Genomic DNA, 23,223 nt, shown 5'->3' on the forward strand with positions numbered 1-23,223 from the left:
GATGGCGTTTCGGGACGGGCGCCGCCCGCCCGGACGGGTGCGCGCCGCCGGGACGGCCGGAACGGCCGGTGGTTCCGGCAGCGATGCCTCAGGCGGCGCGGCCGATCAGAAAGTCGCCGCCGACCTCGTCGGTGTGGACCTCGAACCGGGCGAGAGGGGCGGGGCCGAAGCTCGTGGTGATGGCGCAGTCGGTGGCGTCGCGCCCGTAGGCCATCACGATGCGGCCGATGCGCGGCGTGTTGTGCCGGGCGTCGAACGTGTACCAGCGCGGGCCCTCCGGGCCCTCGAGATAGACCTCGAACCAGGCCGAGAAATCCATCGGGTCCGGCACCGGCGGCACGCCGATGTCGCCGAGATAGCCCGTGGCGTACCGCGCCGGGATGTTCATGCAGCGGCACAGGGTGATCGCCAGATGCGCGAAGTCGCGGCAGACGCCGACCTGCTGGCTGTGGCCGTCATGGGCCGAGCGGGTCGCGTCGGCCTGCTGGTAGTCGAAGCGGATGCGCGCATGCGCGTAGTCGACGATGGCCTGGACCCGGGCCCATCCCTCCGGCGCGCTGCCAAACAGGGACCAAGCGGTCTGCGAGAGCTTGTCGGTGTCGCAGTAGCGGGAGCCGAGCAGGTAGACGAGGACGTCGTCGGGCACGTCCTGCAACGGGATCTGCCGGGCCTCGGCGGCGACCGCGTCCGGCAGGCCGCTGTCCTCGATGAGGAAGTCTGCCGACATCGTGATGCGGCCGCCCGGCACCAGGATGCGTGTGCGCAGGTTGCCGAATTCGTCGAGGTGCTGGCGCGCCTCCAAAGGCGGGTCGAAGGTGATCCGCTCGGGTGTCACGAGGTCCCGGCGGCGCTCCGGCCGCACGTTGAGCAGGAGCAGCATCGGCGTCGGGCCGAATGTGTCGAAGGCGATGGTGAAGCCGGTGCGGATGCGCATAACCGTTGCTTTTGTCAGTCCATGTAAATCCCCTAAACATCCGGCGGCCCGAACGTTCCCGCGCTTACTGCCCAGATGTTGGTTTCGGCTGCCCGAATTGCGTGCAGGCACACCGAAGCCCTGGCGCCGCGCCGTCCCCAGGCCCACCTAGAAGGATTACGGGCCCGCGGAAGCCGGGCGGCCGGCGCCCCCTCAGGGTGTCTGGGAAAGGTGCCTGACGGGCGCGCACAGCCCGTCCGGACCGGCCATTGCGGGTTTGACAGGCAATTTGGTATTTGGTATGCCAGCGCCATCGCGATAAGCAACAACAAGAACTCGATTCAGCCCGCTTGGCGCGGGCACCGTTGACACGGGATTGAGGCCGCCGGCGAGCGCCGGCCGCTCTCAGGACCGGCAGGCCGAACGTCTCGCATCGTCGCGTTCGGCGACACGCACGCGGGTGGCTCCGGCAATTGGCCAACCGCACCCTGAGCGAACAGCACAAACAAGGAATCCGGAGGAAGCGGCCATGGACAGGAACACGACGGACCAAGGGTTCACCGAGTCGGAATTCAACGCCAACAGCGTGACCGCCGCCGAGGACACCGGCCCCGAGCAGACCGACGGCTTCCACCTCGTCATCGACGCGCTCAAGCTCAACGACATCGATACGATCTACGGCGTGCCGGGCATTCCGATCACCGATCTCGGCCGCCTCGCGCAGGCCGCTGGCATGCGCGTGATCTCGTTCCGCCACGAGCAGAACGCCGGCAACGCCGCCGCCATCGCCGGCTTCCTCACCAAGAAGCCCGGCATCTGCCTCACCGTCTCGGCGCCCGGCTTCCTCAACGGCCTGACCGCCCTCGCCAACGCCACCACCAACTGTTTCCCGATGATCCTGATCTCGGGCTCCTCCGAGCGTGAGATCGTCGACCTGCAGCAGGGCGACTACGAGGAGATGGACCAGCTCGCCATCGCCAAGCCCCTCTGCAAGGCGGCCTTCCGCGTCCTGCACGCCGCCGACATCGGCATCGGCGTGGCCCGCGCGATCCGCGCCGCGGTCTCGGGCCGCCCAGGCGGCGTCTACCTCGACCTGCCCGCCAAGCTGTTCTCGCAGGTGATGGACGCCGAGGCCGGCGCGAAGTCGCTGGTCAAGGTCATCGACGCGGCTCCCGAGCAGCTCCCGGCCCCGTCCGCCGTCAAGCGCGCCCTCGACGTGCTGAAGGGCGCCAAGCGCCCGCTGATCGTGCTCGGCAAGGGCGCGGCCTACGCCCAGGCCGACGACGAGGTCCGCGCCCTCGTCGAGAAGAGCGGCATCCCCTACGTGCCGATGAGCATGGCCAAGGGCCTCCTGCCCGACACGCATCCTCAGTCGGCCGGCGCCGCCCGCTCGATGGTGCTCAAGGATGCCGACGTGGTGGTGCTGGTGGGCGCGCGCCTGAACTGGCTCCTGTCGCACGGCAAGGGCAAGACCTGGGGCGAGCCCGGCTCGAAGAAGTTCATCCAGATCGACATCGAGCCGCGGGAGATGGACTCGAACGTCGAGATCGTCGCCCCCCTCGTCGGCGACATCGGCTCCTGCGTGTCGGCGCTCCTCGACGGCATGGGCGGCGACTGGAAGGCCCCGCCCACCGAGTGGACGGACGCCATCAAGTCCCGCAAGGAGGCGAACCTCGCCAAGATGTCGTCCAAGCTCCTCAAGAACTCGGCGCCGATGGACTTCCACGGCGCGCTCGGAGCCCTGCGCACGATCATCAAAGAGCGTCCCGACGCGATCCTCGTCAACGAGGGCGCCAACACCCTCGACCTCGCCCGCAGCGTCATCGACATGTACCAGCCGCGCAAGCGCCTGGATGTGGGCACCTGGGGCGTGATGGGCATCGGCATGGGCTTCGCCGTCGCCGCCGCCGTCGAGACCGGCAAGCCGGTCCTGGCGGTCGAGGGCGACAGCGCCTTCGGGTTCTCCGGCATGGAGATCGAGACCATCTGCCGGTACAACCTGCCGGTCTGCGTCGTGGTCTTCAACAACAACGGCATCTATCGCGGCACCGACACCGACCCGACCGGCCGCGACCCCGGCACGACGGTGTTCGTGAAGGACTCCCGCTATGACAAGATGATGGAGGCCTTCGGCGGCGTCGGCGTCAACGCGACGACCCCGGACGAGCTCAGCCGCGCCGTCAACGAGGCGATGGACTCGGGCCGCCCGACGCTGATCAACGCGGTGATCGACCCGCAGGCGGGCACCGAGAGCGGCAACATCGGCAGCCTCAACCCGCAGAGCACGGTGAAGAAGAAGAAGTAAGCGCGTCCTCGACACGCACTTCGACACCGCCTCGCCGGCGATCCGGCAGGATGAACGGAGGCCGCGGCGGGCTGAGCACAGCCCGCCGCGGCCTCCGCCGCATCAGGGCCCCCTCGGGACCCAGCGGCCGGATCGCGCCCCGCAACGCCCGCCCCGCCGGCCTCCGCGGAGCCCGGAACGGGCCTTCGAGGATCGCCCATGATCGACCCCCACCTCGCCGGCCGCCTCGGCTTCCATCACCGCCTGCCGGTGAAGCCGGCCCTCCCGCCCGGGCGTCACGCCCTCGGCCTGTTCGAGGAGCGCGACGCGGTGCTGATCGTCCCGCAGGGCGTCGAGCCGCGCCGGCCGACGCCCCTCGTCGTGCTGTTCCACGGCGGCGGCGGCAGCGCCGAGAAGATCCTGCCGATGCTGGAGCGGCACGCCGAGGCGCGGGGCTTCCTGCTGCTGGTGCCGCAATCCCAGTACCCGACCTGGGATCTCGTGATCGCCGGCAACGGGCCCGACCGCGCCCGCCTCGACTCGGCGCTGACCGAGGTGTCCTCGCGCTTCATGCTCGATCCGGCGCATCTCGCCTTCGCGGGCCACTCGGACGGCGGCAGCTATGCCCTCTCCCTCGGGCTGACGAACGGGGACGTGGTGAGCCACGTCATCGTCTCCTCGGCGGGCTTCATGTCGGTGCAGATGCAGACCGGCGCCCCCAAGGTCTTCATCTCGCACGGCATCCGGGACGAGCAGATCCCGATCGACCGCAGCGCGCGCACGCACGTCTCCCGCCTCCGCGAGGCGGGCTACGACGTCACGGCGGTGGAGTACGACGGCCCGCACGCCTACCGGCCCGCGGTGGCGGCGATGGCGGTGGACTTCTTCCTCGTCGAGGACGCGGCCGGCTAGGACGGCCGCTCGAGCGGCGGGGCCGCCCACCCAGCCAAACCGAGGGTGCGCGGCCGCGAACATCGCGAGCGGTATCGGCCAGCCCGGCCATGTCACGAGGCTGTAGGCCGCCTCGCGGTTCGACAACGCGCCGAGAGCCGGGCCAAGCCGCGCCCTTGCGACCGGCAGGGGCGGGCAGCACCGCACCATCGAGCCGGCGGCCGCGAGCCCGGTCATCCGGCGGTGGGCGCTTTCAGCCGATTCCCCGCCGACAACCCGGCCGCTCCGTGAGTCGATAGGGGCGGCGGCGGGCTCGGCTGCATCCCCGACGTGCTGCGCCGGCAGTGGTGCCCATCCGGGCGATCAGGGCGTGGGGAGCTCACAAGCCATCGGCCCTGCCCGACGCCTCGCGCGCCCTGTCCCAGGATGCCGGATGCGGGGATCCCGGGAGCGCGCGCTCAGCGCCGAATGTCAGTGCATCCTGCAAAAGGGAAGGGGCGGCGTGCCGCCGGCACGCCGCCCCTGGAATTTCAAGCCCTGAGGCTTTGAGGGATCAGACCGCGCGGGCCTCGTGGAGCGCGGCGATCTGCTCGGCCGAGTAGCCGAGATCCTTCAGCACCTCGTCGGTGTGCTCGCCGAGCAGCGGCGAGGGCTTCACCTCGACCGCCATGTCGGAGAACTTGATCGGGCTGCCGACGGTCAGGTACGAGCCGAGCTTCGGGTGGGGGACCTCCACCACCGTGCCGCTGGCGCGCAGCGACGGGTCGTTGGCGATCTCCTTCATGGACAGGACCGGCGAGCACGGGATGTCGAACTTGCGCAGGATGTCCACGGCCTCGAACTTGGTCTTGTCCGACAGCCAGTCCTCGATGAGGGCGAAGATCTCGAAGATCTTGTCCTGGCGGGCGCGGGCGGTGTTGTAGGCCGGATCGTCGATCCACTCCTCCTTGCCGAGCGCCTTGCAGATCGGGGCCCAGGCATGGCCCTGGATCGTGAAGTAGATGTAGGCGTTGGGGTCGGTCTGCCAGCCCTTGCACTTCAGCACCCAGCCCGGCTGGCCGCCGCCGCCCGCGTTGCCGCCGCGCGGCACCACGTCCGAGAACTGGCCGTGCGGGTACTGCGGGTACTCCTCGAGGTAGCCCAGCGCGTCGAGGCGCTGCTGGTCGCGCAGCTTGACGCGGCAGAGGTTGAGCACCGAGTCCTGCATCGAGACGGCGACCTTCTGGCCCTTGCCCGACTTGTTCTTCTGGTGCAGCGCCGTGAGGATGCCGATGGCGAGGTGCATGCCGGTGTTCGAGTCGCCGAGCGCGGCGGCCGACACGGTGGGGGGACCGTCCCAGAAGCCCGTCGTGGAGGCGGCGCCGCCGGCGCACTGCGCGACGTTCTCGTAGACCTTCAGGTCCTCGTAGTGGTGGCCGTCCGAGAAGCCCTTCACCGAGGCGAGGATCATGCCCGGGTTGAGCTCCTGGATCTTGGCCCAGGAGAAGCCCATGCGGTCGAGGGCGCCGGGGCCGAAGTTCTCGACCATGACGTCCGACTCTTTGATGAGCTTCGTCAGGACTTCCTTGCCCTGGGGCGTCTTGGTGTCGAGCGTGAGCGAGCGCTTGTTCGAGTTCAGCATGGTGAAGTACAGCGCGTCCGCGTCCTCGACGTGACGGAGCTGGGTCCGCGTGACGTCGCCCGCGCCCGGACGCTCGACCTTGATCACGTCGGCGCCGAACCACGCGAGCAGCTGCGTGCAGGCCGGACCCGCCTGGACGTGCGTGAAGTCGATGATCTTGATTCCCTCGAGCGGCTTGCTCATCTCGGCATTCTCCCTTTCGACGGTTGGTAACGAAGTGCTCTCACGCCCGGTCCGGCCAGGACCGGGAAACGCTTGCGTCGCTATCCAATTATCTCTTTGGACTGGCTCGCAAATTTCTCAACGGAGGCGGGCCTCCAGATCCGCCAGGCGACGGCGCATCTCGCGCTCCTCGTTCCAGCGGCTCGTTTCGTCGCGGATGATCGCCGCGATGCCGGTGACCTGGTCGTCCTCGCCGCGCAGCAGCGCGACGGTGAAGGCGATCGACAGCGGACGACCGTCCTTGTGCAGGGCCGGAACCCGCAGCACCTGCGTGCCGTAGCGCGTCACGCCGGTCCGCATGGTCTTGTGGTATCCGTCCCAGTGCCGCTGGCGCTGGCGCTCCGGCGTGATCAGGTCCAGGGACCGGCCCAGCGCCTCCTCCTGCGAGAACCCGAAGATCCGCTCCGCGGCCGGGTTCCAGACGGTGATCGCCCCGGAGACGTCCGATACGACGATGGCGTCGCCCGCTGCGGTGATGATCTGCGCCAGGTCGAAGGTCTGCTGCATGAACGTTCCGACGCGTGCGCCGTTGGATGTGCTACGGTTCCGAAGGTGACGTCTGTCCGCCGCGCCCCGGCGGGCGCTCACTGACTTGTTGGCATTTGGTATGCCAGATATCGGCAAGTGTCAAGGGACGCCGCCGGCGCTGGCCCGGCGGGCGCCGCCCGGGTCCGCGAGGCCGCGCTTTCCGCGCTCCGCTCGGGAGCGGCCCGAGGCCGGGCGGCGTTCTCGAAACTCGGCGCTCCCGCGAGGCGGGGTCCGGCGCGAGGAACACACGACGAGGCACGATGGCGAGCGGTCCGAGCATCACGATCACCCAGATCGAAGGGTACAAGTTCACCGTCGATTTCGGCGCGCTGATCCCGGACCTTCTCGTCGACGAGTCGGTGCCGATCAGCGCCGGGGAGGGTCCCTTCCCCGAGCAGCTCCTGATCGCGAGCGTGACGAACTGCCTCTGCGCCAGCATGGTCTTCGCGCTCGGCAAGTACCGGCAGGAGGCCCACGGTATCCGCGCCGAGGCCACCTGCCGCGTCGAGCGCAACCCGGAAGGGCGGCTGCGGATCTACGGGATCGACGTCGCCATCGCGCTCGGCAGCCGCGCGGAGGACGTGCCGCGGATCGACAGAGTGCTGGCCCAGTTCGAGAGGTTCTGCACGGTCTCCGAGAGCGTGAAGGCCGGCATCCCCGTCAGCGTCGCGGTCCGCGACGCCGCGGGCGAGCGGCTGCGCTGAGCCGAGGGGCTGCGCTGAGCGAAAGGACGGGCCCGGGTCGCGGCATCCGGGCAGCCAACCGAAAGGATCAAACCCCATGTCGAATCCCGAACGCGAGCCGGCCCGGGAACCGCAGGATCTGGCGGGCCTCTTCAACGCCCGCGCCAATGCGGGCGATGTCGAGGGCCTCGTCGCCCTCTACGAGACCGACGCGGTGCTGGCGGCCGGGGCCGTGGTGGCCCGCGGCCACGCCGAGATCCGCACCTTCTACACCGACCTCCTGTCGCGCCGCTCGGACTTCCCGGCGGCCGAGGTGCTGGAGCCGGTGCGCAACGGCAACCTCGCCATGACCTTCGCGCGGCTGCCGAACGGCACCATCTCGGCGGAGGTCGCCCGCGAGCAGCCGGAGGGCGGCTGGCGCTGGGTCATCGACCAACTCAAGATCAAGCCTCTCAAGGCCGGGTAGCGCTCGCGCGGGGCATACGCGCGGGGCAGACGCGCGGGGCAGACGCGCGCGGGCGGCCGGTTGACGCGCCCGCGCGTGTCTGCGACCGCCTCGCGCGCAAGCCCTGCGCGCCCGATCCTTGGCTTCAGCCTGTACCGAGGCTTCAGCCTGTGCCGCGCTCGGGCCCGCGCTTGCGCCACATCCCGAAGGAGAGGGCATGACCACCAGCATCGACAGCGACCAGAAGCTCCATCTCGTGTTCGGCGGCGAGCTGGAGCGGCTCGAGGGGGTGCGCTTCCGCGACGTCAAGGGCCTCGATATCGTCGGCATCTTCCCCGACTACGCCTCCGCCCAGGCGGCCTGGAAGGCCAAGGCCCAGGCCACGGTCGATTCGGCCCAGACCCGCTACTTCATCGTGCACCTGCACCGTCTCCTGGAGCCGTGAGGCTCGTCCGGCAGCGAGCCGTCAGGCGAATCCCGCGGTGCCCGCCGGTGCAGGGCAGGGATGCCGCGGTGATGAAGGCATTGTGACGCCCATCCACCGCTGATAAGAGCCCGGCCGGCCGTATCGATGGTCCGCACGGCCGGGTCGGCGGCATAATCCAGGTCCCGCAGCGTCGTTCGGCCCAAGTTCCGCGATATGAGTGTGCCGGCATGAAATCCTCGATCAAGATCATCGCCGGCAATGCCAGCCGGCCATTGGCCGAGGCCATCGCCGCCTACCTCGAGCTGCCGCTCGCCAAGTGCATGGTCCGCCGCTTCGCGGACATGGAGATCTTCGTCGAGCTGCAGGAGAACGTGCGCGGGGAGGACGTCTTCATCGTCCAGTCGACGTCGTTCCCGGCCAACGACCACCTGATGGAACTGCTGATCATGATCGACGCCGCGCGCCGCTCCTCGGCGCGGCGGATCACGGCGGTGATCCCCTATTTCGGCTACGCCCGGCAGGACCGGCGCACCTCGGGCCGCACTCCGATCTCGGCCAAGCTGGTGGCGAACCTGATCACGGAGGCCGGCGCCGATCGGGTGCTCACCCTCGACCTGCACGCCGGCCAGATCCAGGGCTTCTTCGACATCCCGACCGACAACCTCTTCGCCGCGCCCGTGATGGTGCGCGACATCAAGGAGCGGCTGGCCGGTGGGGACCGCATGGTGGTCTCGCCAGACGTCGGCGGCGTCGTGCGCGCCCGCGCCATCGCCAAGCGCATCGACGCGCAGCTCGCCATCGTCGACAAGCGCCGCGAGCGCCCCGGCGAGTCCGAGGTCATGAACATCATCGGCGAGGTGGAAGGGCGCTCCTGCATCCTCGTCGACGACATCGTGGATTCGGGCGGCACGCTCGTGAACGCGGCCGAGGCGCTCCTGAACGCCGGCGCCAAGGACGTCTCGGCCTACATCACGCACGGGGTGCTCTCGGGCGGCGCCGTCTCCCGCATCGCGGCCTCGCGGATGAAGGAGCTCGTGATCACCGACTCGATCCAACCGACCCAGGCCGTCAAGCTCGCCCGCAACATCCGCGTCGCCACCATCGCGCCGCTGCTCGGCGAGGCGATCGGGCGCACGGCGACCGAGTCCAGCGTCTCCAGCCTGTTCGACTGATCGGGGCGGCCGCCGCGCGGTTCCCCTTACCTCGACCGCATTCGCGCCCTATCTCATTGCGCACAATCGGAATGCGCCCGCCGGGCGGGCGCGAGGGCATGCGGGATCCGGGGGTCTGCGGGGGAATGGACGGGGGACGTGTCGTCATCGGGATCCACGGGCTCGCCAACAAGCCACCCGAAGAAGAGAAGGCCCGCTGGTGGAAGGCGGCGATCCGGGAGGGGCTTGCCCGCAACGCCGCCGCGCCCGGGCGCGACTTCGACTTCGACTTCGTCTACTGGGCCGATCTCCGCCACGAGACGCCGCTCGACGACGCGCGCAACCGCGAGCCCTACTACGTGGCGGAGGGGCTCGGCGCCTTCCCGCGGCACGACCCCGACCGGGATGCCCGGCGCACCAGCCTCACCGGTCGCCTCTACCGCGGCGTCGGCCATCTCCAGGCGATGGCCGGCCTGACGCCGCTCGACGACCTGCTGCTCGAATATCGCCTCGACGATCTCTGGAACTACCACCAGGATGCGGGCTTCCGGAACACCGCCCGGGCGCGCCTGATCGATGCGCTGGAGCGCAACGCCGGCCGGCGCATCCTGCTCGTCGCCCACTCGATGGGGTCGATCATCGCCTACGACTGCCTGCGCATCCTGGAGCGCCGGCCCGAGCGCCTCGCCGTCGAGCACCTCGTCACCCTCGGCGCCCCCCTTGGGCTCGTGGAAGTGAAGGCGGCGATCGCGGCCGAGCACGGGGAGGTGCGGGTGCCCGACACGCTCGGCGCCTGGTCGAACCTCGCCGACCCGGCCGACGTGGCGACGGTCGCCGCGAGGCTCGGGGCGGAGTTCGCGCCGAGCGGCCGGGGCGTGGTCGCGGTCGACGTGCCCGTCCTCAACGGCTACTGCCGCCCGGACGGGGAGGCGAACCACCACAAGTCCTACGGCTACCTGCGCACGCCCGAACTCTCGGATGTCGTGACGGCCTTCCTGGGCGCGCCGGTGGACGCCTGACGGGACGCGCCGGACGTGCGGGCCCCGATCATCGCGATTGCGCGCAACCCCTTAAAACCTATATAGATGGCCTTCCCCTTTTACAGCGTGAGACGGGATGCTCCGGCCCCTCGGATGACCGGGCCGGAGCCCGCGGACCATCGTCCGCGCCGCCCCGCCCCGTTTCCGCGCATTCGTTGGAGTTGCCCGATGTCCCAGGGTCCGCTGATGCCGAAGGCGACCGCCGTGTGGCTGGTCGAGAACACCTCGCTGGCCTTCGAGCAGATCGCCGACTTCTGCAAGCTGCACCCGCTGGAGGTGAAGGGCATCGCCGACGGCGAGGTGGCCGCGGGCATCAAGGGCCTCGACCCGATCACCACCGGCCAGCTCACCCGCGACGAGATCGAGAAGGCGCAGAAGTCGCCGAGCTACCGCCTCAAGGTCGCGGTCTCGAAGGTGAAGCTGCCCGAGGTCAAGCGCACCACGAAGGGCCCGCGCTACACCCCGCTCTCGCGCCGCCAGGACCGGCCGAACGCCATCCTCTGGCTCCTGCGCAACCATCCCGAGCTCAAGGACGCGCAGATCATCCGGCTGGTCGGCACCACCAAGTCGACGATCCAGCAGATCCGCGAGCGCACCCACTGGAACTCCAGCTCGCTCCAGCCGATGGACCCGGTGACGCTCGGCCTGTGCACGCAGATCGACCTCGACTTCGAGGTGCAGCGCGCCGCCAAGGACCGCCCGGCGGCCGTGGCGGGCGAGGCCGGCGCCTCGCTCCTGCCGGCCGAAGTCTCGACCGCCGAGGCGGAGCCCGAGCTGGAGGATCATCGTCCCGGGGGCCGCGAGGAGCGGCTCGACGCCGACTCGGTCTTCGCCAAGCTCAAGGGCATGCGCCGCACCGACGAGGACGACGAGGACTGAGGCGAGGGGCCTGGAGCCGGCTCCGGCCGGCGCCGGCTTGGCGGTATGATTCATGGCGCCGGGGTCCCTCGGTAGCCGGGCGGTGTCGCCAAACGGGCCGATATGCGCGATAGTGCCGGTCGCGCATCCCGCGCGACGACTGGAAAGGGGTGCCTCATGGCCTCCGTCGGCACCGACATCGCGCTTCCCGCGGCGCCCGAGCCGCCGCCGGTCCTGCCCGGGCCGCCCGTGCCCTCCGAGCCCGTCACCCTCGCCGATTCCCTGATGGTGGAGGCGGGCTGGAGCCCGGTGAACTTCGGCGAGGCGGGGCCGAACCCGCCCTACCTGCGCATCGGCGGCAAGCTCAGGGTGACGCTCGCCGACTACGAGCCCTGCTTCTCCTCGTTCCACCGCGACCGGGTGCTGTTCCGCTCGAAGGTCTCGATGCTGGAGCACCTGCAGAAGTACGATCAGATCATGGTCGACCCGATCGCCTTCGAGGAGTGCTACGGCCCGGGCGAGGGGACGGAGGCGACCTTCCCGTTCGGGTCCTGGCTGTCGATCCGCAAGGTCACGTTCGAGGGGCTGGAGCTCTGGGGCCGCCGCTGCGGGCGGGTGACCCTGCCCCTGGAACCCCTCGCCGTGGCCTCGGCGGTCTGGCTGCGCAACGCGCCGCCGAGCCTCACCCTGCAGGCCTGAGGAAGGCGGGCAGCCGCTCCGGTTGCCGCGAGAGCGCGGATCGGATAAGGAACGCCCGATTGTCCGGACGGCTGTCCGCGGCTCGCGGCTCCTTCGGGCCCGGCCCGCAGCCGCCGGGAGAATCGCCCTCGACCACCGCTTCGAGACTGCGTCGGCCCTTCCCGCGGGAAGGCCAAGCCCGTTCAGGCCCATCCGGCCGCGGGCGGCGGTGGGGGAGGGCACCCGCAACACGAGCCGCCGACGCCGGCCCCGGGCAGGGGCCATTCAGGAGACAGAATGACTGCTGGTACCGCTATGCAGGCGCCGAGCCGCGAGGATTTCGCGGCCCTGCTCGAGGAGAGCTTCCTCAGCCACGAGATCACCGAGGGGTCCGTCGTCAAGGGTCGCGTCGTCGCGATCGAGAAGGACGTGGCCGTCATCGACATCGGCGCGAAGACGGAAGGGCGCGTCGCGCTCAAGGAGTTCCAGGGCCCCGGCCGCGACGGCGAGCTCCACGTCGGCGACGAGGTCGAGGTCTACGTCGACCGCATCGAGAACGCGCTCGGCGAGGCCGTCATCTCGCGCGACAAGGCGCGCCGCGAGGAGAGCTGGGTCAAGCTCGAGAAGGCCTTCGAGGCCAACGAGCGCGTCACCGGCACGATCTTCAACCAGGTCAAGGGCGGCTACACCGTCGACCTCGACGGCGCCGTGGCCTTCCTGCCGCGCTCCCAGGTCGACATCCGCCCCGTGCGCGACGTGACCCCGCTGCTGGGCACGCCGCAGCCCTTCCAGATCCTCAAGATGGATCGCCGCCGCGGCAACATCGTCGTCTCGCGCCGCACGGTGCTGGAGGAGAGCCGCGCCGAGCAGCGCTCCGAGCTCGTGGCCAACCTTGAGGAAGGTCAGGTCATCGACGGCGTCGTCAAGAACATCACCGAGTACGGCGCCTTCGTCGATCTCGGCGGCATCGACGGCCTGCTGCACGTCACCGACATGGCGTGGCGCCGCGTGAACCACCCGTCCGAGGTCGTGACCATCGGCCAGACGGTGAAGGTCAAGATCATCAAGATCAACCACGAGACGCACCGCATCTCGCTCGGCATCAAGCAGCTCCTCGCCGATCCGTGGGAGGGCATCGCCCAGCGCTACCCGGTCGACGCCAAGCTCAAGGGCCGCGTCACCAACATCACCGATTACGGCGCCTTCGTGGAGCTGGAGCCGGGGATCGAGGGCCTGATCCACGTCTCGGAGATGAGCTGGACCAAGAAGAACGTCCATCCGGGCAAGATCGTCTCCACCTCCCAGGAGGTCGAGGTTCAGATCCTGGAGGTCGATCCGGTCAAGCGCCGCATCTCGCTCGGCCTCAAGCAGACCCTCCAGAACCCCTGGGAGGCCTTCGCCGAGCAGCATCCGGTGGGCTCCGAGGTCGAGGGCGAGGTCAAGAACAAGACCGAGTTCGGTCTGTTCATCGGCCTCGAGGGCGACGTGGACGGCATGGTCCACCTGTCCGACCTCGACTGGAACCGTCCGGGCGAGCAGGTCATCGACGAGTTCAAGAAGGGCGACATGGTGCGCGCCCAGGTTCTCGACGTAGACGTCGAGAAGGAGCGCATCTCGCTCGGCATCAAGCAGCTCGGCGGCGACCCCTTCGCGGAAGCCGGCGAGATCAAGAAGGGCCAGGTCGTGACCTGCGAGGTGACCGAGGTCAAGGATTCGGGCGTCGAGGTGAAGATCGTCGACACCGACCTGACCACCTTCATCCGCCGGGCCGAGCTCGCCCGCGACCGCGGCGACCAGCGCCCCGAGCGCTTCGCGGCCGGCGAGAAGTTCGACGCCCGCGTCGTGCAGTTCGACCGCAAGGCCCGCCGCGTGCAGGTCTCGATCAAGGCCCTCGAGGTGGCCGAGGAGAAGGAGGCGATGGCCCAGTTCGGCTCGGCCGATTCCGGCGCCTCCCTCGGCGACATCCTCGGCGCGGCCTTCAAGAAGGCCCGCACGAGCGACGACAAGGAGTAAGGCTCTCGCATCCGCCTCCGGGCGGATGCGAGGTCGGCCCACGGCCCGCGCGGGGTTTTCCCCCGCGCGGGCTTTCTTTTTGCCGCGCCCCCCGCGCCCCGCGCGGCGAGGATCGGCAGGGGCGGAAGCCCGAACGGAACCGCCGCATCGTCACCGGGACGCGGCCGCCGGACCCCGAACCGCTCCGCGCCCTCTTGCCGGTCCGCGTCGCGCGAGGCTAGAACACGCCACGCGGGCAGGCCTGAATGCCCGCGAGTCCCTGGCAAACCAATGACTTGTCCGACGATGCGCCCCGGACCGGCGGGGCGGTGCGGGCAGGCCGGCGACGGGACCGATCGGGCGCGGAACGGCTCCGCGGACCTCAGGAGAGAACAGGCCGGCGCCGCACGCCGGAGCGCGAGGGAGACAGCCATCGCATGGCCGCTGACGCCGAACTCCTGATCGATCGCCGGCGCCTGCGCCGCAAGCTTTCCCTGTGGCGCGTGCTCGGCATCGGCGGCCTCGTGGTCGCCGCCGGCGCCGTGGGCTTCCGCGTCCGGGCCGGCACCGAGAGCGCCCTGTTCGGCGCGGTGCAGCCGCAGATCGCCCGCATCTCGGTCTCCGGCTTCATCGCCGGCAGCGAGGCGACGACCAAGCTGATGAAGCGGATCGGCGAATCCTCCGCCGTCCAGGGCGTCGTCGTCTCGATCAACTCGCCGGGCGGCACCACGACGGGCTCGGAGGAGCTGTTCCGCAACCTGCGCCAGCTCGCCGAGAAGAAGCCGATCGTCGCCTTCGTGGACGGCACCGCGGCCTCCGGCGCCTACATCACGGCGATCGCCGCCGACCACATCGTCGCCCGCGAGACCGCGATCGTCGGCTCGATCGGCGTGCTGTTCCAATACCCGGACGTGTCGGGCCTGCTCGACAAGGTCGGCGTCAAGGTCGAGTCCATCAAGTCCTCGCCCCTCAAGGCCGAGCCCTCGGGCTTCAGCCCGACCTCGCCGGAGGCCCGCGCCGCGCTGGCGGCCGTCGTCGGCGACACCTACGGTTGGTTCAAGGGCCTCGTGGCCGACCGGCGCAAGCTGAGCGAGGCCGATCTCGCCAAGGTGGCGGACGGCCGCGTCTTCAGCGGGCGCCAGAGCGTTCCCCTGCGGCTCGTGGACGAGCTCGGCGGCGAGCGCCAGGCCGTCGCGTGGCTGGAGACCGAGCGGAAGGTCGCCAAGAACCTGCCGGTGCGCGACTGGAAGCCCGCCTCGGAGAGCGGCTTCCAGCTCTGGTCGGCGCTCGGGCTCGGCGCCGATCTCGCGGGTCTCGAGGGGCTCGGCGCGCGCCTGCGCGCCATCGGATCGGAGGCCAGCGGGATCGCCGAGGGCGGCCTCATGGCCGTCTGGCGGCCGGAGCCCGCCTCCGCCCGCTGAGACGCCGGCACCCCGCCCCAGACCCGGACCCTTCGAGAAGACCGCCGCATGATCAAGTCAGAGCTTGTGCTCAAGATCGCTGAGCAGAACCCGCACCTCTACCAGCGCGACGTCGAGACGCTCGTGAACGCGATCCTCGACACCATCGCCGACGCGCTGGCCCGGGGCGACCGGGTCGAGCTGCGTGGCTTCGGCGCCTTCTCGGTGAAGCGGCGCGATGCGCGGCGCGGGCGCAACCCGCGCACGGGCGCGGCCGTTGCCGTGTCCGAGAAGGCGATCCCCGTGTTCAAGACCGGCAAGGAGATGCGCCTGCGCCTCAACGCGGCCGGCATCGGCGAGAGCACCGCCGCCGCATCGAACTGATATCTCGGAGAGATCGATGATCCGCTTCCTCAAGGGTCTGGTGCTGCTGCCCGTCGCGATTCTCGTCATCCTGCTCGCGGTGGCCAACCGCGAGGCGGTGCGCCTCTCGCTCGATCCCTTCTCCGAGACGCCGGTCTTCAGCCTGAACGTGCCGCTCTACGCGATCCTGTTCGTCGCGGTGGCGGTCGGCATCGTGGTCGGCGGCATCGGCGCCTGGCTCGGCCAGGGCGAGACCCGCCGCACGGCGCGCGAGCGTCGCCGCGAGATCCGGCGGCTGGAGGGCGAGACCGCGCGCCTGCGGACCTACGCCCCGGCCTCCGAGACCGGCGGCCTCTACCGGCCGGGCGCGGACCACGCCGCGCTGCCCGCGCCCCGCTGAGGCCCGGGCCCGCCCGCCATGTCCGCCGTCCGCGTCAAGATCTGTGGTCTCAGCACGGAAGAGACGCTGGCGGCGGCCCTGGAGGCGGGGGCCGACTGGATCGGCCTCGTCCACTTCCCGCGGAGCCCGCGGCACGTCGCCCTCGAGCGCGCGCGCGCTCTCTCGGCCGCGGCGCGGGGACGGGCGGAGCGTGTCGTGCTCCTCGTGGATCCGGACGACGCCCTCGTGGCGGCGGCGGTCGAGGCGACCGACCCGGACCTGATCCAGCTCCACGGCCGCGAGAGCCCGGAGCGCGTCGCCGCGATCCGGGCGCGGACGGGACGCCCGGTGATGAAGGCGGTGGGCGTCGCGGGATACGAGGACCTGAGGCTCCTCGCGCCCTACGCGGCCGCGGCCGACCGCCTTCTCCTCGACGCCAAGGCGCCGCCCGGCGCGGCCCTGCCCGGCGGCAACGGCATCGCCTTCGACTGGGACCTCCTGACGGGCGTGCGTCTTCCCGCCGGCACCATGCTGTCGGGCGGTCTGACCCCCGAGACCGTGGCCGAGGCCCTGCGCCGGAGCGGCGTCGCCGCCGTCGACGTCTCCTCGGGCGTCGAGACGAGTCCGGGCCGAAAGGACCCGGACCGGATCCGGGCCTTCGTGATGGCCGCGCGCGGGACCGCCTGACGACGCCTCCGGTCCCGGTGCCGCAAGGCGCCGCGTTGCAGGGGCGCCGCCCCGGGTTTAGAGGTCGCCGCACGGGCGCGCCGAGCCCGCGCGCCTTCCGAAGGATTGCTGCCCGTGACCATCGCCCCCACCCCGAACTCGTTCCGCACCGGCCCCGACGAGCGCGGCCGCTTCGGCATCTTCGGCGGTCGATTCGTGGCCGAGACCCTGATGCCGCTGATCCTCGACCTGGAAGCGGCCTACGACGCGGCCAAGGCCGATCCGTCCTTCCAGGCGGAGATGGACGCCTACCTCGCGCACTACGTCGGCCGGCCGAGCCCGCTCTACTACGCGGAGCGCCTGACCGAGCACCTGCGCACCGGCGCCAAGCCCGGCCACGGGGCGCGGGTCTTCTTCAAGCGCGAGGAACTGAACCACACGGGCTCGCACAAGGTGAACAACGTGCTCGGCCAGATCCTGCTCGCCCGCCGCATGGGCAAGCCGCGGATCATCGCCGAGACGGGGGCGGGCCAGCACGGCGTCGCGACCGCGACGCTCTGCGCCCGCTTCGGCCTGAAATGCGTGGTCTACATGGGCGCCGTCGACGTGGCGCGGCAGGCACCGAACGTCTTCCGCATGAAGATGCTGGGCGCCGAGGTGGTGCCGGTGGAATCCGGTACGAAGACCCTCAAGGACGCCATGAACGAGGCCCTGCGCGACTGGGTCACGAACGTCACCGACACCTTCTACTGCATCGGCACCGTGGCGGGCCCGCACCCCTACCCGGCGATGGTCCGCGACTTCCAGTCCGTCATCGGCCGCGAGACGCGGAGCCAGATGCTCGCCCAGGAGGGCCGCCTGCCCAACTCGCTGATCGCCTGCATCGGCGGCGGCTCGAACGCGATGGGTCTGTTCCACCCCTTCCTCGACGACCGCGAGGTGGAGATCTACGGGGTCGAGGCAGCGGGCCACGGGGTCGGGACGGGCCTGCACGCGGCCTCGCTGACGGGCGGCAGGCCCGGCGTGCTGCACGGCAACCGCACCTACCTGCTGCAGGACGCGGACGGCCAGATCGCCGACGCCCACTCGATCTCGGCGGGCCTCGACTACCCGGGCATCGGCCCCGAGCACGCCTGGCTGCACGAGGCCGGCCGGGTCACCTACCTCTCGGCGACGGACAGCGAGACGCTGGAGGCGTTCAAGCTCTGCTCCAAGCTCGAGGGCATCATCCCGGCGCTGGAGCCCGCCCACGCCCTGGCGAAGGTCCTGGAGATCGCTCCCGCCAAGCCCGCCGACCACCTGATGGTGCTGAACCTGTCCGGCCGCGGCGACAAGGACATCCCGCAGGTGGCCGAGATCCTCGGCACCCGCCTCTGAGACGGCGTTTTCCGCCCGGTTCGGCGGCGGGAGCCCGTTGACACCGGAAGCCCCTTCTTCCTATACCGCCGGTCTCCGAACGGCCGCCGATCTCATCGGCGGCCCGGCTTGGGGCGGGGTAGCTCAGCTGGTTAGAGCAGAGGAATCATAATCCTTGTGTCGGGGGTTCAAATCCCTCCCTCGCTACCAATCAGATCCATGATCGAGGTCCCCGGTTTTCCCGTCGTCAGCCGGTGACCTGCCAGCTCGGACCGTTTCCGGGACGGGACCGACCGAGCTTCCGGCTCCCGTCGAGAACCGACTTCCTCATTCCTGGCCGGCAGGTGCTTCGCGCTGGCGTGCGGCGACGGCGCGTCCGGTCGCCCGATCGTCCGGGTCGCGAGAGGAGTCCATTATGCCGACCACGACGGCGGCTCCGTCCGGTTCATCGGACTGGACGCCGGCGGGCCGGAGCGGACTCGGCCCGCAGAGGGTTCCGCGCGGCACAGAAGGCCGGCCCCTCGGCCTGGTCCTGTAGCCCGAAGCGTCTCGGCACGGCCCTGTCGGCGGGCGACGTTCCCCTTCGGTGCCGGCTGCCTCGGCCGCTTCGACGCCTCCTCAGCCCATCGCGCGGCGCGGCGGTGGTCGTTCGCCTCCCGGTACGCGACGACCTCGGCCGCGATGTTGGGGAGGAGATCGTCCCGGAGCATCCGGACGTTGCGGCGGCGGATCTCGTCGACGCGCTCCGGGAAGACGATCAGGGAGCGGGGAAGACATGCGCTCCGTCCGCCGGCGCTGAGGCATGCCTTCGGCGGGTGGACCGGTGGCCGACCGCGCGGGGTCGCGCCGCAGCAGCCGAGCGCAGCGGCTGATGAGTCCGGACCTCCTGTACTGAATTAAAGGAAGCGCAACATTTGATTTGTTAGACAATCGAGCGGGAGAATTGCAAAATGCACGCTCGAATTGCAGAATTTATTGCAATATCTGTTTTGATTGCATGCCCAGCCGTTGCCCCGGCCTCCGCCCAGACGGCGCTTCCCGTCGGCACGCCGGTTCCGCTGGTGGCGGGCAACTCCAAGCTCTGCCTGACGCTCAAGGGCGACGCCGGCGCCAACCTCACGCCCCTGATCCAGGAGACCTGCACCGGCCGGACAGCGCAGAGCTGGACCCTGCGCGACTCGGGCTATGCCGGCCAGGTCCTCGTCGCCAACGCGGCAACCGGCAAGTGCCTGGACAACGACAAGGCCGACAAGACCGCGGACGGGGCCGGCATCATCCAGTGGGACTGCGTGCCTCAGGCCCCGCAGCAGCGCTGGACCCTCTCGAACAATGCTGCCGGCACGGCGCTGGTCAGCGTCGCCTCGGGCCGCTGCCTGAGCGTGGAAGGGGGCGCGACGAGCGCCGGCGCGGGCATCAGCCAGCGCACCTGCACGGGTGCGGCCAGCCAGAGCTGGAGCCCCAGCGCCGCCACCGGCACGGCCGCGGGCACGGCGCTGCCGGGACCGGGCGGGGGACCGCTGAAGGCCGCGCATTCCGGGCTCTGCCTGGCCGTGGCGAACGGCAACACGGCCGATGGTGCCGCGGTCACGCAGCAGGCCTGCACAGGCGGAGCCGAGCAGATCTGGGACACGAAGGTCCAGCGCGGCGGCTACGCCTACGTCAATCGCATGAGCGGCAAGTGCCTGAACGTGTCGGGCCTTCAGCCCGACGGCATGACGGCCGTGGGCACACAGGTGTTCCAGTGGACCTGCGCGGGTGCGGCCAACGACACCTGGACGCCTCAGGCGCTGAATGGCGGCTACCGGCTGGTCGCGCAGGTCTCGAATATGTGCCTGAACGTCAACGCAGCCTCCACCGCGGCGGGGGCCGGCACGATCCAGTGGCCCTGCGTCGGGGCAGCCAACGAGACCTTCTCGTCGCAGGCTGCGGCCGGCACGGGTAGCACCGGAACCGGCACGAGCGCCGGTGGCACGGGCGGCACGGGGGGCACCGGAGGGACATCCACCGCCACCGACGGCACCGGGACGGCTGCGAGCGCCCGCTCGGTGATCGTGGTCAACCGCTTCAGCGCCCGCTGCGTCGATGCCGCGACCGCACCGAACGCCCAGGTGAAGCAACTCGATTGCAGCGAGGCGACGAGCCAGAACTGGTCGGTCGTGCCGGTGGGCGACCTCGTGCAAATCAGGAGCGCGACCACGGGCCTCTGCCTCGCGCCGGGCGACGCGGGCCAAGGCAACGGGGTTCCGGTGGTCCAAGGCGCGTGCAACACGCAAGCCACCGGCTTTTGGCGCCTGCGCGCGCTCCAGAACTGGACCGAAATCGTCGCCGCGCAGTCCGGCCGCTGCCTGGAACTGCCCGGCAACATGCGTGACAACGGCCTCGGCCTCCGCATCTGGGATTGCGGGCTTTACGACTGGCAGCGCTGGACCCTCTCGGACCCGCCCGCACCGGCTTCTTGGACGCCGCTGAAGCAGGCGGGCCTGGTCGCGGGAGGCGCGGCCCTGCTCGCGAACGGCAAGGTCATGCTCTGGTCGTCCGACCAGCCCATCGCCTATCCCGGCGCGCAGCCGACGACCTACACGACGATCTACGATCCCGCCGCCGACACCTTCGCGCCGCGCTACGTGACCAACGCCGGCAACATGTTCTGCCCCGGCGCCAACATCCTCCCCGACGGCCGTTTGATGATCGCGGGCGGCCTCAGCGGGACGGAAACGTCGTTCTACGATCCGGCCACCGACACGTGGTCGTCCGGCTCACCACTCAACATCTCACGCGGCTACAACAGCACCACCACCCTGCCGACGGGAGAAGCCTTGACGCTCGGCGGCTCGTGGTGGGGCGGCATCGGCAACAAGTTCGGCGAGGTCTGGTCGCCGGCGACCGGCAGATGGCGCGTGCTCAGCGCGATGAACGGCAACGCCGTCTCGGGGCCGGTCGGCGTGCAGAACAACCGTTTCGACAACCACTTCTGGCTCTTCCCCATGGGGAACGGCAACGTCTTCCATGCCGGCCCGAGCGCCGCCATGTACTGGCTGAACGTCCAGGGGAACGGGTCCATCGCGCCGGCCGGAGCGCGTGGCCAGGATCCTTTCGCCATCAACGGCAACGTCGTGATGTACGACGTCGGCAAGATCCTGAAGCTCGGTGGCGCACCGGACTACGATACCGGGCCGGCGCTCGACTCCGCCTACGTCATCGACATCACGGCCGGGTTCGGGAAACCTCCCACGGTGACGCCGACCGGCCCGCTCGCGCTCGCGCGGACCTTCGTGAACAGCGTCGTCCTGCCCTCCGGTGAGGTCGTCTCGATCGGCGGACAGAGTTTCGCGGCGATCTTCAACGATGCAGCGGCGGTCTACATCCCGGAGATCTGGTCGCCGAAAACCGGCGGGTTCCGCCGCCTGCCCCGGATCGCCGTGCCGCGCACCTACCACAGCACCGCTGTTCTGCTGCTCGACGGCCGCGTGCTCTCTGCCGGCGGCGGCATGTGCGGGGCCTGCGCCGTCAACCACACCGACCTTCAGATCCTGACGCCGCCGTATCTCCTGGACGCCAACGGCAATCCCGCGAGCCGCCCGACGATCACGGCAGCGCCGGCGACGGCGGCGGTCGGCTCGACCATCACGGTCTCCACCGACCGCCCGGCCGCGAGCTTCGCGCTGATGCGAATGAGCAGCAACACGCACTCTCTGGACGCCGACCAGCGCCGGGTGCCGCTGACGCCGGCGAGCAGCAGCGGCACGAGCTACCAGTTCCAACTCTCCTCGGATGCAGGGGTCCTGCTGCCCGGCCCATGGATGATCTTCGCCATGGACGCCAACGGCGTGCCCAGCGTCGCCAAGGTCGTGCGCATCCAGTAACCCGTCCCGGTCACCGGTTCGCGCCGGGCCGGCCCATTCCCTGAAGACGATCGAGGAGCAAATCCATGCCGATGATCCGGGCAGGTCTCGTGGCCGCCGTTCTGCTCGCCGGCACCGGCGCGGCAGGGGCCCAGCAGAGCACGCCGTCGACGGGGGGCGCGCAAGGCGCCCGCCGCCCAGACCGGGCCGGACAAGGGCGCCTGCATCGTCATCGGCGGTGACGGCAAACCGCTCTGCACGCCGGGCATGGATTCGGGCGGTTGCGCCGCGCAGGGCAGGGAGATGCGCGCGCCGGCGAGCTTCAAGCCGGGAGAACCCTGCCCGTAGCGGAGCCAACGCGGGCAGCGGCGATCGGAAGCTTGGTGCCCTCGGCGGGTCCGGATCCGTCCTTGCGGCATCGGCGGTCCGCGGCTCCGGCGTGCCAGCCTCCATCGCTGCGCGCAGCAGGCATCTCGGAGGAAGCTGTCGGAACGCGGTCTCGCCGGCTCGCTCGACGAGATCTGCGTCCAGCAGCGTGGCCCCGCGGGTTTCCGGCTTCCGCGTCGCGGATGCTGGCCGGGCAGCCACGGAGGATGCGCACGCAGCCCGTCGGACCGCCCCGCATCAATGAGGCCGGCTCGCCGCCTCCTGCTGCCTGCGAGCCGACTTGCGCTTCTTGCCCTTCTTCTTGGCCTTCCCCGCAGCTTTCCTGCCTTCACCGTCCGGCAGGACGGAGCTGGCCATCTCGGTGACCATAGTGCCGATGGCCCCGACGGCCGCTCGCGCCGTGTCGGATGTCGCGGAGGCCGCGTGGACACCGGCGTCGGCGATCCTCTCGCCGGCATGCGCGACCTGGGGACCGCTCGGCCGATGCCGGACGAGGGCCGTCGCGGCCGCGCCCGCGGCGGCGACGAGAACGTCCGCGAGGATGGTCCGGGCAAGGGGGTTGTTGAGGATCGAGGTCAGCGCACCGGATTTGCGCAGCCGATTGGGCAAGGACAGACCTGCCAGGGTTTTGGGAACCTTCACCTTCTCCTTCGCCATGTCCAAGCTCCCGCTCGACACAAGTCATTCACATGACTGGATGAACGGACCGGAAGGTTAGCCGGTTCCGGATACTCCGCCGGCACGGTTCTGGACTGAAGGATTCCGGAAGATCAGGGCGCGAGACGAGCCCGGTGCGCGAACGGAGCCCTCGGTGCGGATCGAGACGGGGAGCGAAACGGCAGCGCAGCCGTTGACGTGAGGGAGGATCCTGAGATGACCGGCTCTCCGTTCGAACTGCTCGATCTGGTTCGCCTGCCCGACGGACGCGTCGGAGCCATCGTGGGCGTCTGGAATCTCGGCGAAGCCTACGAGATCGACGTCGGCAACGTTCGTGAGACGTGGTCCGCCGACGACCTGACGATGACCGACTGAGGCGCCTTCGTCCGCCCGGCGCAGGCGTGCGGTGAAGTCCGAGAGCCGGCCGGCGAGGCCGGCCG

The 23,223-nt window shown here is 70.3% G+C and carries 21 protein-coding genes and 1 tRNA gene; 18 read left to right on the forward strand and 4 right to left on the reverse strand.

Features of this window, described 5'->3' with window-relative positions:
• Window positions 1-88 precede the first annotated feature (88 nt).
• Window positions 89-934, reverse strand: coding sequence for a transglutaminase-like domain-containing protein (locus tag MOX02_RS17520; protein WP_147027085.1), 846 nt, complete (start codon window positions 932-934; stop codon window positions 89-91).
• 508 nt (window positions 935-1,442) lie between these two features.
• Between MOX02_RS17520 and oxc the strand changes: the two genes are divergently transcribed.
• Both oxc and MOX02_RS17530 read left to right on the forward strand, forming a co-directional pair.
• Window positions 1,443-3,218 carry an oxalyl-CoA decarboxylase gene (oxc, locus tag MOX02_RS17525; RefSeq protein ID WP_238178942.1) on the forward strand — a complete coding sequence of 592 codons (1,776 nt, stop codon included), beginning with the start codon at window positions 1,443-1,445 and terminating at the stop codon, window positions 3,216-3,218.
• A 198-nt stretch (window positions 3,219-3,416) separates the two neighbouring features.
• The gene (locus tag MOX02_RS17530; RefSeq protein WP_147027086.1) at window positions 3,417-4,109 is read left to right on the forward strand and encodes an alpha/beta hydrolase; all 693 of its coding nucleotides are present in this window, start codon (window positions 3,417-3,419) and stop codon (window positions 4,107-4,109) included.
• A 532-nt stretch (window positions 4,110-4,641) separates the two neighbouring features.
• On the opposite strand, the gene frc is transcribed toward MOX02_RS17530, so the two are convergent.
• Entirely contained in the window at window positions 4,642-5,892 is a 1,251-nt protein-coding gene (gene frc / locus MOX02_RS17535; RefSeq protein ID WP_147027087.1) for a formyl-CoA transferase, read from the reverse strand.
• Between the two features lie 117 nt (window positions 5,893-6,009).
• Window positions 6,010-6,438: a PAS domain-containing protein gene (locus tag MOX02_RS17540; RefSeq protein ID WP_147027088.1), complete on the reverse strand. Its 429-nt coding sequence runs from the start codon at window positions 6,436-6,438 to the stop codon at window positions 6,010-6,012.
• 281 nt (window positions 6,439-6,719) lie between these two features.
• Here MOX02_RS17540 and MOX02_RS17545 point away from each other — a divergent pair, with 281 nt between their 5' ends.
• The 15 genes from MOX02_RS17545 to MOX02_RS17615 all read left to right on the forward strand — a co-directional run bounded on the left by MOX02_RS17545 (window position 6,720) and on the right by MOX02_RS17615 (window position 21,760).
• Window positions 6,720-7,163: an OsmC family protein gene (locus tag MOX02_RS17545; RefSeq protein ID WP_147027089.1), complete on the forward strand. Its 444-nt coding sequence runs from the start codon at window positions 6,720-6,722 to the stop codon at window positions 7,161-7,163.
• A gap of 76 nt (window positions 7,164-7,239) precedes the next feature.
• Window positions 7,240-7,608: a YybH family protein gene (locus MOX02_RS17550; RefSeq protein WP_147027090.1), complete on the forward strand. Its 369-nt coding sequence runs from the start codon at window positions 7,240-7,242 to the stop codon at window positions 7,606-7,608.
• 196 nt (window positions 7,609-7,804) lie between these two features.
• On the forward strand, window positions 7,805-8,032 hold the full coding sequence (locus MOX02_RS17555) for a DUF4170 domain-containing protein (RefSeq protein ID WP_109893612.1): 228 nt from the start codon (window positions 7,805-7,807) through the stop codon (window positions 8,030-8,032).
• A gap of 209 nt (window positions 8,033-8,241) precedes the next feature.
• The gene (locus tag MOX02_RS17560) at window positions 8,242-9,186 is read left to right on the forward strand and encodes a ribose-phosphate pyrophosphokinase (RefSeq protein WP_147027091.1); all 945 of its coding nucleotides are present in this window, start codon (window positions 8,242-8,244) and stop codon (window positions 9,184-9,186) included.
• A 125-nt stretch (window positions 9,187-9,311) separates the two neighbouring features.
• On the forward strand, window positions 9,312-10,184 hold the full coding sequence (locus MOX02_RS17565) for a DUF726 domain-containing protein (protein ID WP_147027111.1): 873 nt from the start codon (window positions 9,312-9,314) through the stop codon (window positions 10,182-10,184).
• A gap of 189 nt (window positions 10,185-10,373) precedes the next feature.
• Window positions 10,374-11,084, forward strand: coding sequence for a DUF1013 domain-containing protein (locus tag MOX02_RS17570; RefSeq protein WP_147027092.1), 711 nt, complete (start codon window positions 10,374-10,376; stop codon window positions 11,082-11,084).
• A 156-nt stretch (window positions 11,085-11,240) separates the two neighbouring features.
• Window positions 11,241-11,762, forward strand: a complete 522-nt coding sequence (locus tag MOX02_RS17575; RefSeq protein ID WP_238178945.1) for a hypothetical protein — start codon at window positions 11,241-11,243, stop codon at window positions 11,760-11,762.
• Between the two features lie 276 nt (window positions 11,763-12,038).
• On the forward strand, window positions 12,039-13,754 hold the full coding sequence (gene rpsA / locus MOX02_RS17580) for a 30S ribosomal protein S1 (RefSeq protein WP_147027094.1): 1,716 nt from the start codon (window positions 12,039-12,041) through the stop codon (window positions 13,752-13,754).
• A 416-nt stretch (window positions 13,755-14,170) separates the two neighbouring features.
• Complete coding sequence (sppA, locus tag MOX02_RS17585; RefSeq protein WP_147027095.1) at window positions 14,171-15,154, forward strand: signal peptide peptidase SppA; 984 nt, start codon at window positions 14,171-14,173, stop codon at window positions 15,152-15,154.
• A gap of 48 nt (window positions 15,155-15,202) precedes the next feature.
• Window positions 15,203-15,517: an integration host factor subunit beta gene (gene ihfB / locus MOX02_RS17590; RefSeq protein WP_147027096.1), complete on the forward strand. Its 315-nt coding sequence runs from the start codon at window positions 15,203-15,205 to the stop codon at window positions 15,515-15,517.
• Window positions 15,518-15,533: 16 nt separating this feature from the next.
• Complete coding sequence (locus MOX02_RS17595) at window positions 15,534-15,896, forward strand: lipopolysaccharide assembly protein LapA domain-containing protein (protein WP_147027097.1); 363 nt, start codon at window positions 15,534-15,536, stop codon at window positions 15,894-15,896.
• Between the two features lie 18 nt (window positions 15,897-15,914).
• The gene (locus tag MOX02_RS17600) at window positions 15,915-16,562 is read left to right on the forward strand and encodes a phosphoribosylanthranilate isomerase (RefSeq protein ID WP_147027098.1); all 648 of its coding nucleotides are present in this window, start codon (window positions 15,915-15,917) and stop codon (window positions 16,560-16,562) included.
• Window positions 16,563-16,676: 114 nt separating this feature from the next.
• Window positions 16,677-17,918: a tryptophan synthase subunit beta gene (trpB, locus tag MOX02_RS17605; protein ID WP_147027099.1), complete on the forward strand. Its 1,242-nt coding sequence runs from the start codon at window positions 16,677-16,679 to the stop codon at window positions 17,916-17,918.
• A 112-nt stretch (window positions 17,919-18,030) separates the two neighbouring features.
• A tRNA-Met gene (locus MOX02_RS17610) sits at window positions 18,031-18,107 on the forward strand.
• Between the two features lie 851 nt (window positions 18,108-18,958).
• Window positions 18,959-21,760 (forward strand): RICIN domain-containing protein, encoded by a 2,802-nt coding sequence (locus MOX02_RS17615; RefSeq protein ID WP_170267911.1) that lies wholly within the window; start codon window positions 18,959-18,961, stop codon window positions 21,758-21,760.
• 603 nt (window positions 21,761-22,363) lie between these two features.
• Here MOX02_RS17615 and MOX02_RS17620 read toward each other — a convergent pair.
• A complete protein-coding gene (locus MOX02_RS17620; RefSeq protein WP_147027101.1) occupies window positions 22,364-22,783 on the reverse strand; it encodes a hypothetical protein in 420 nt (139 codons plus the stop codon).
• A gap of 216 nt (window positions 22,784-22,999) precedes the next feature.
• Between MOX02_RS17620 and MOX02_RS31340 the strand changes: the two genes are divergently transcribed.
• Complete coding sequence (locus MOX02_RS31340) at window positions 23,000-23,158, forward strand: hypothetical protein (protein ID WP_170267912.1); 159 nt, start codon at window positions 23,000-23,002, stop codon at window positions 23,156-23,158.
• Window positions 23,159-23,223: the final 65 nt, after the last annotated feature.

It is taken from the genome of Methylobacterium oxalidis, assembly GCF_007992195.1.
In the GTDB taxonomy this organism is placed as follows: domain Bacteria; phylum Pseudomonadota; class Alphaproteobacteria; order Rhizobiales; family Beijerinckiaceae; genus Methylobacterium; species Methylobacterium oxalidis.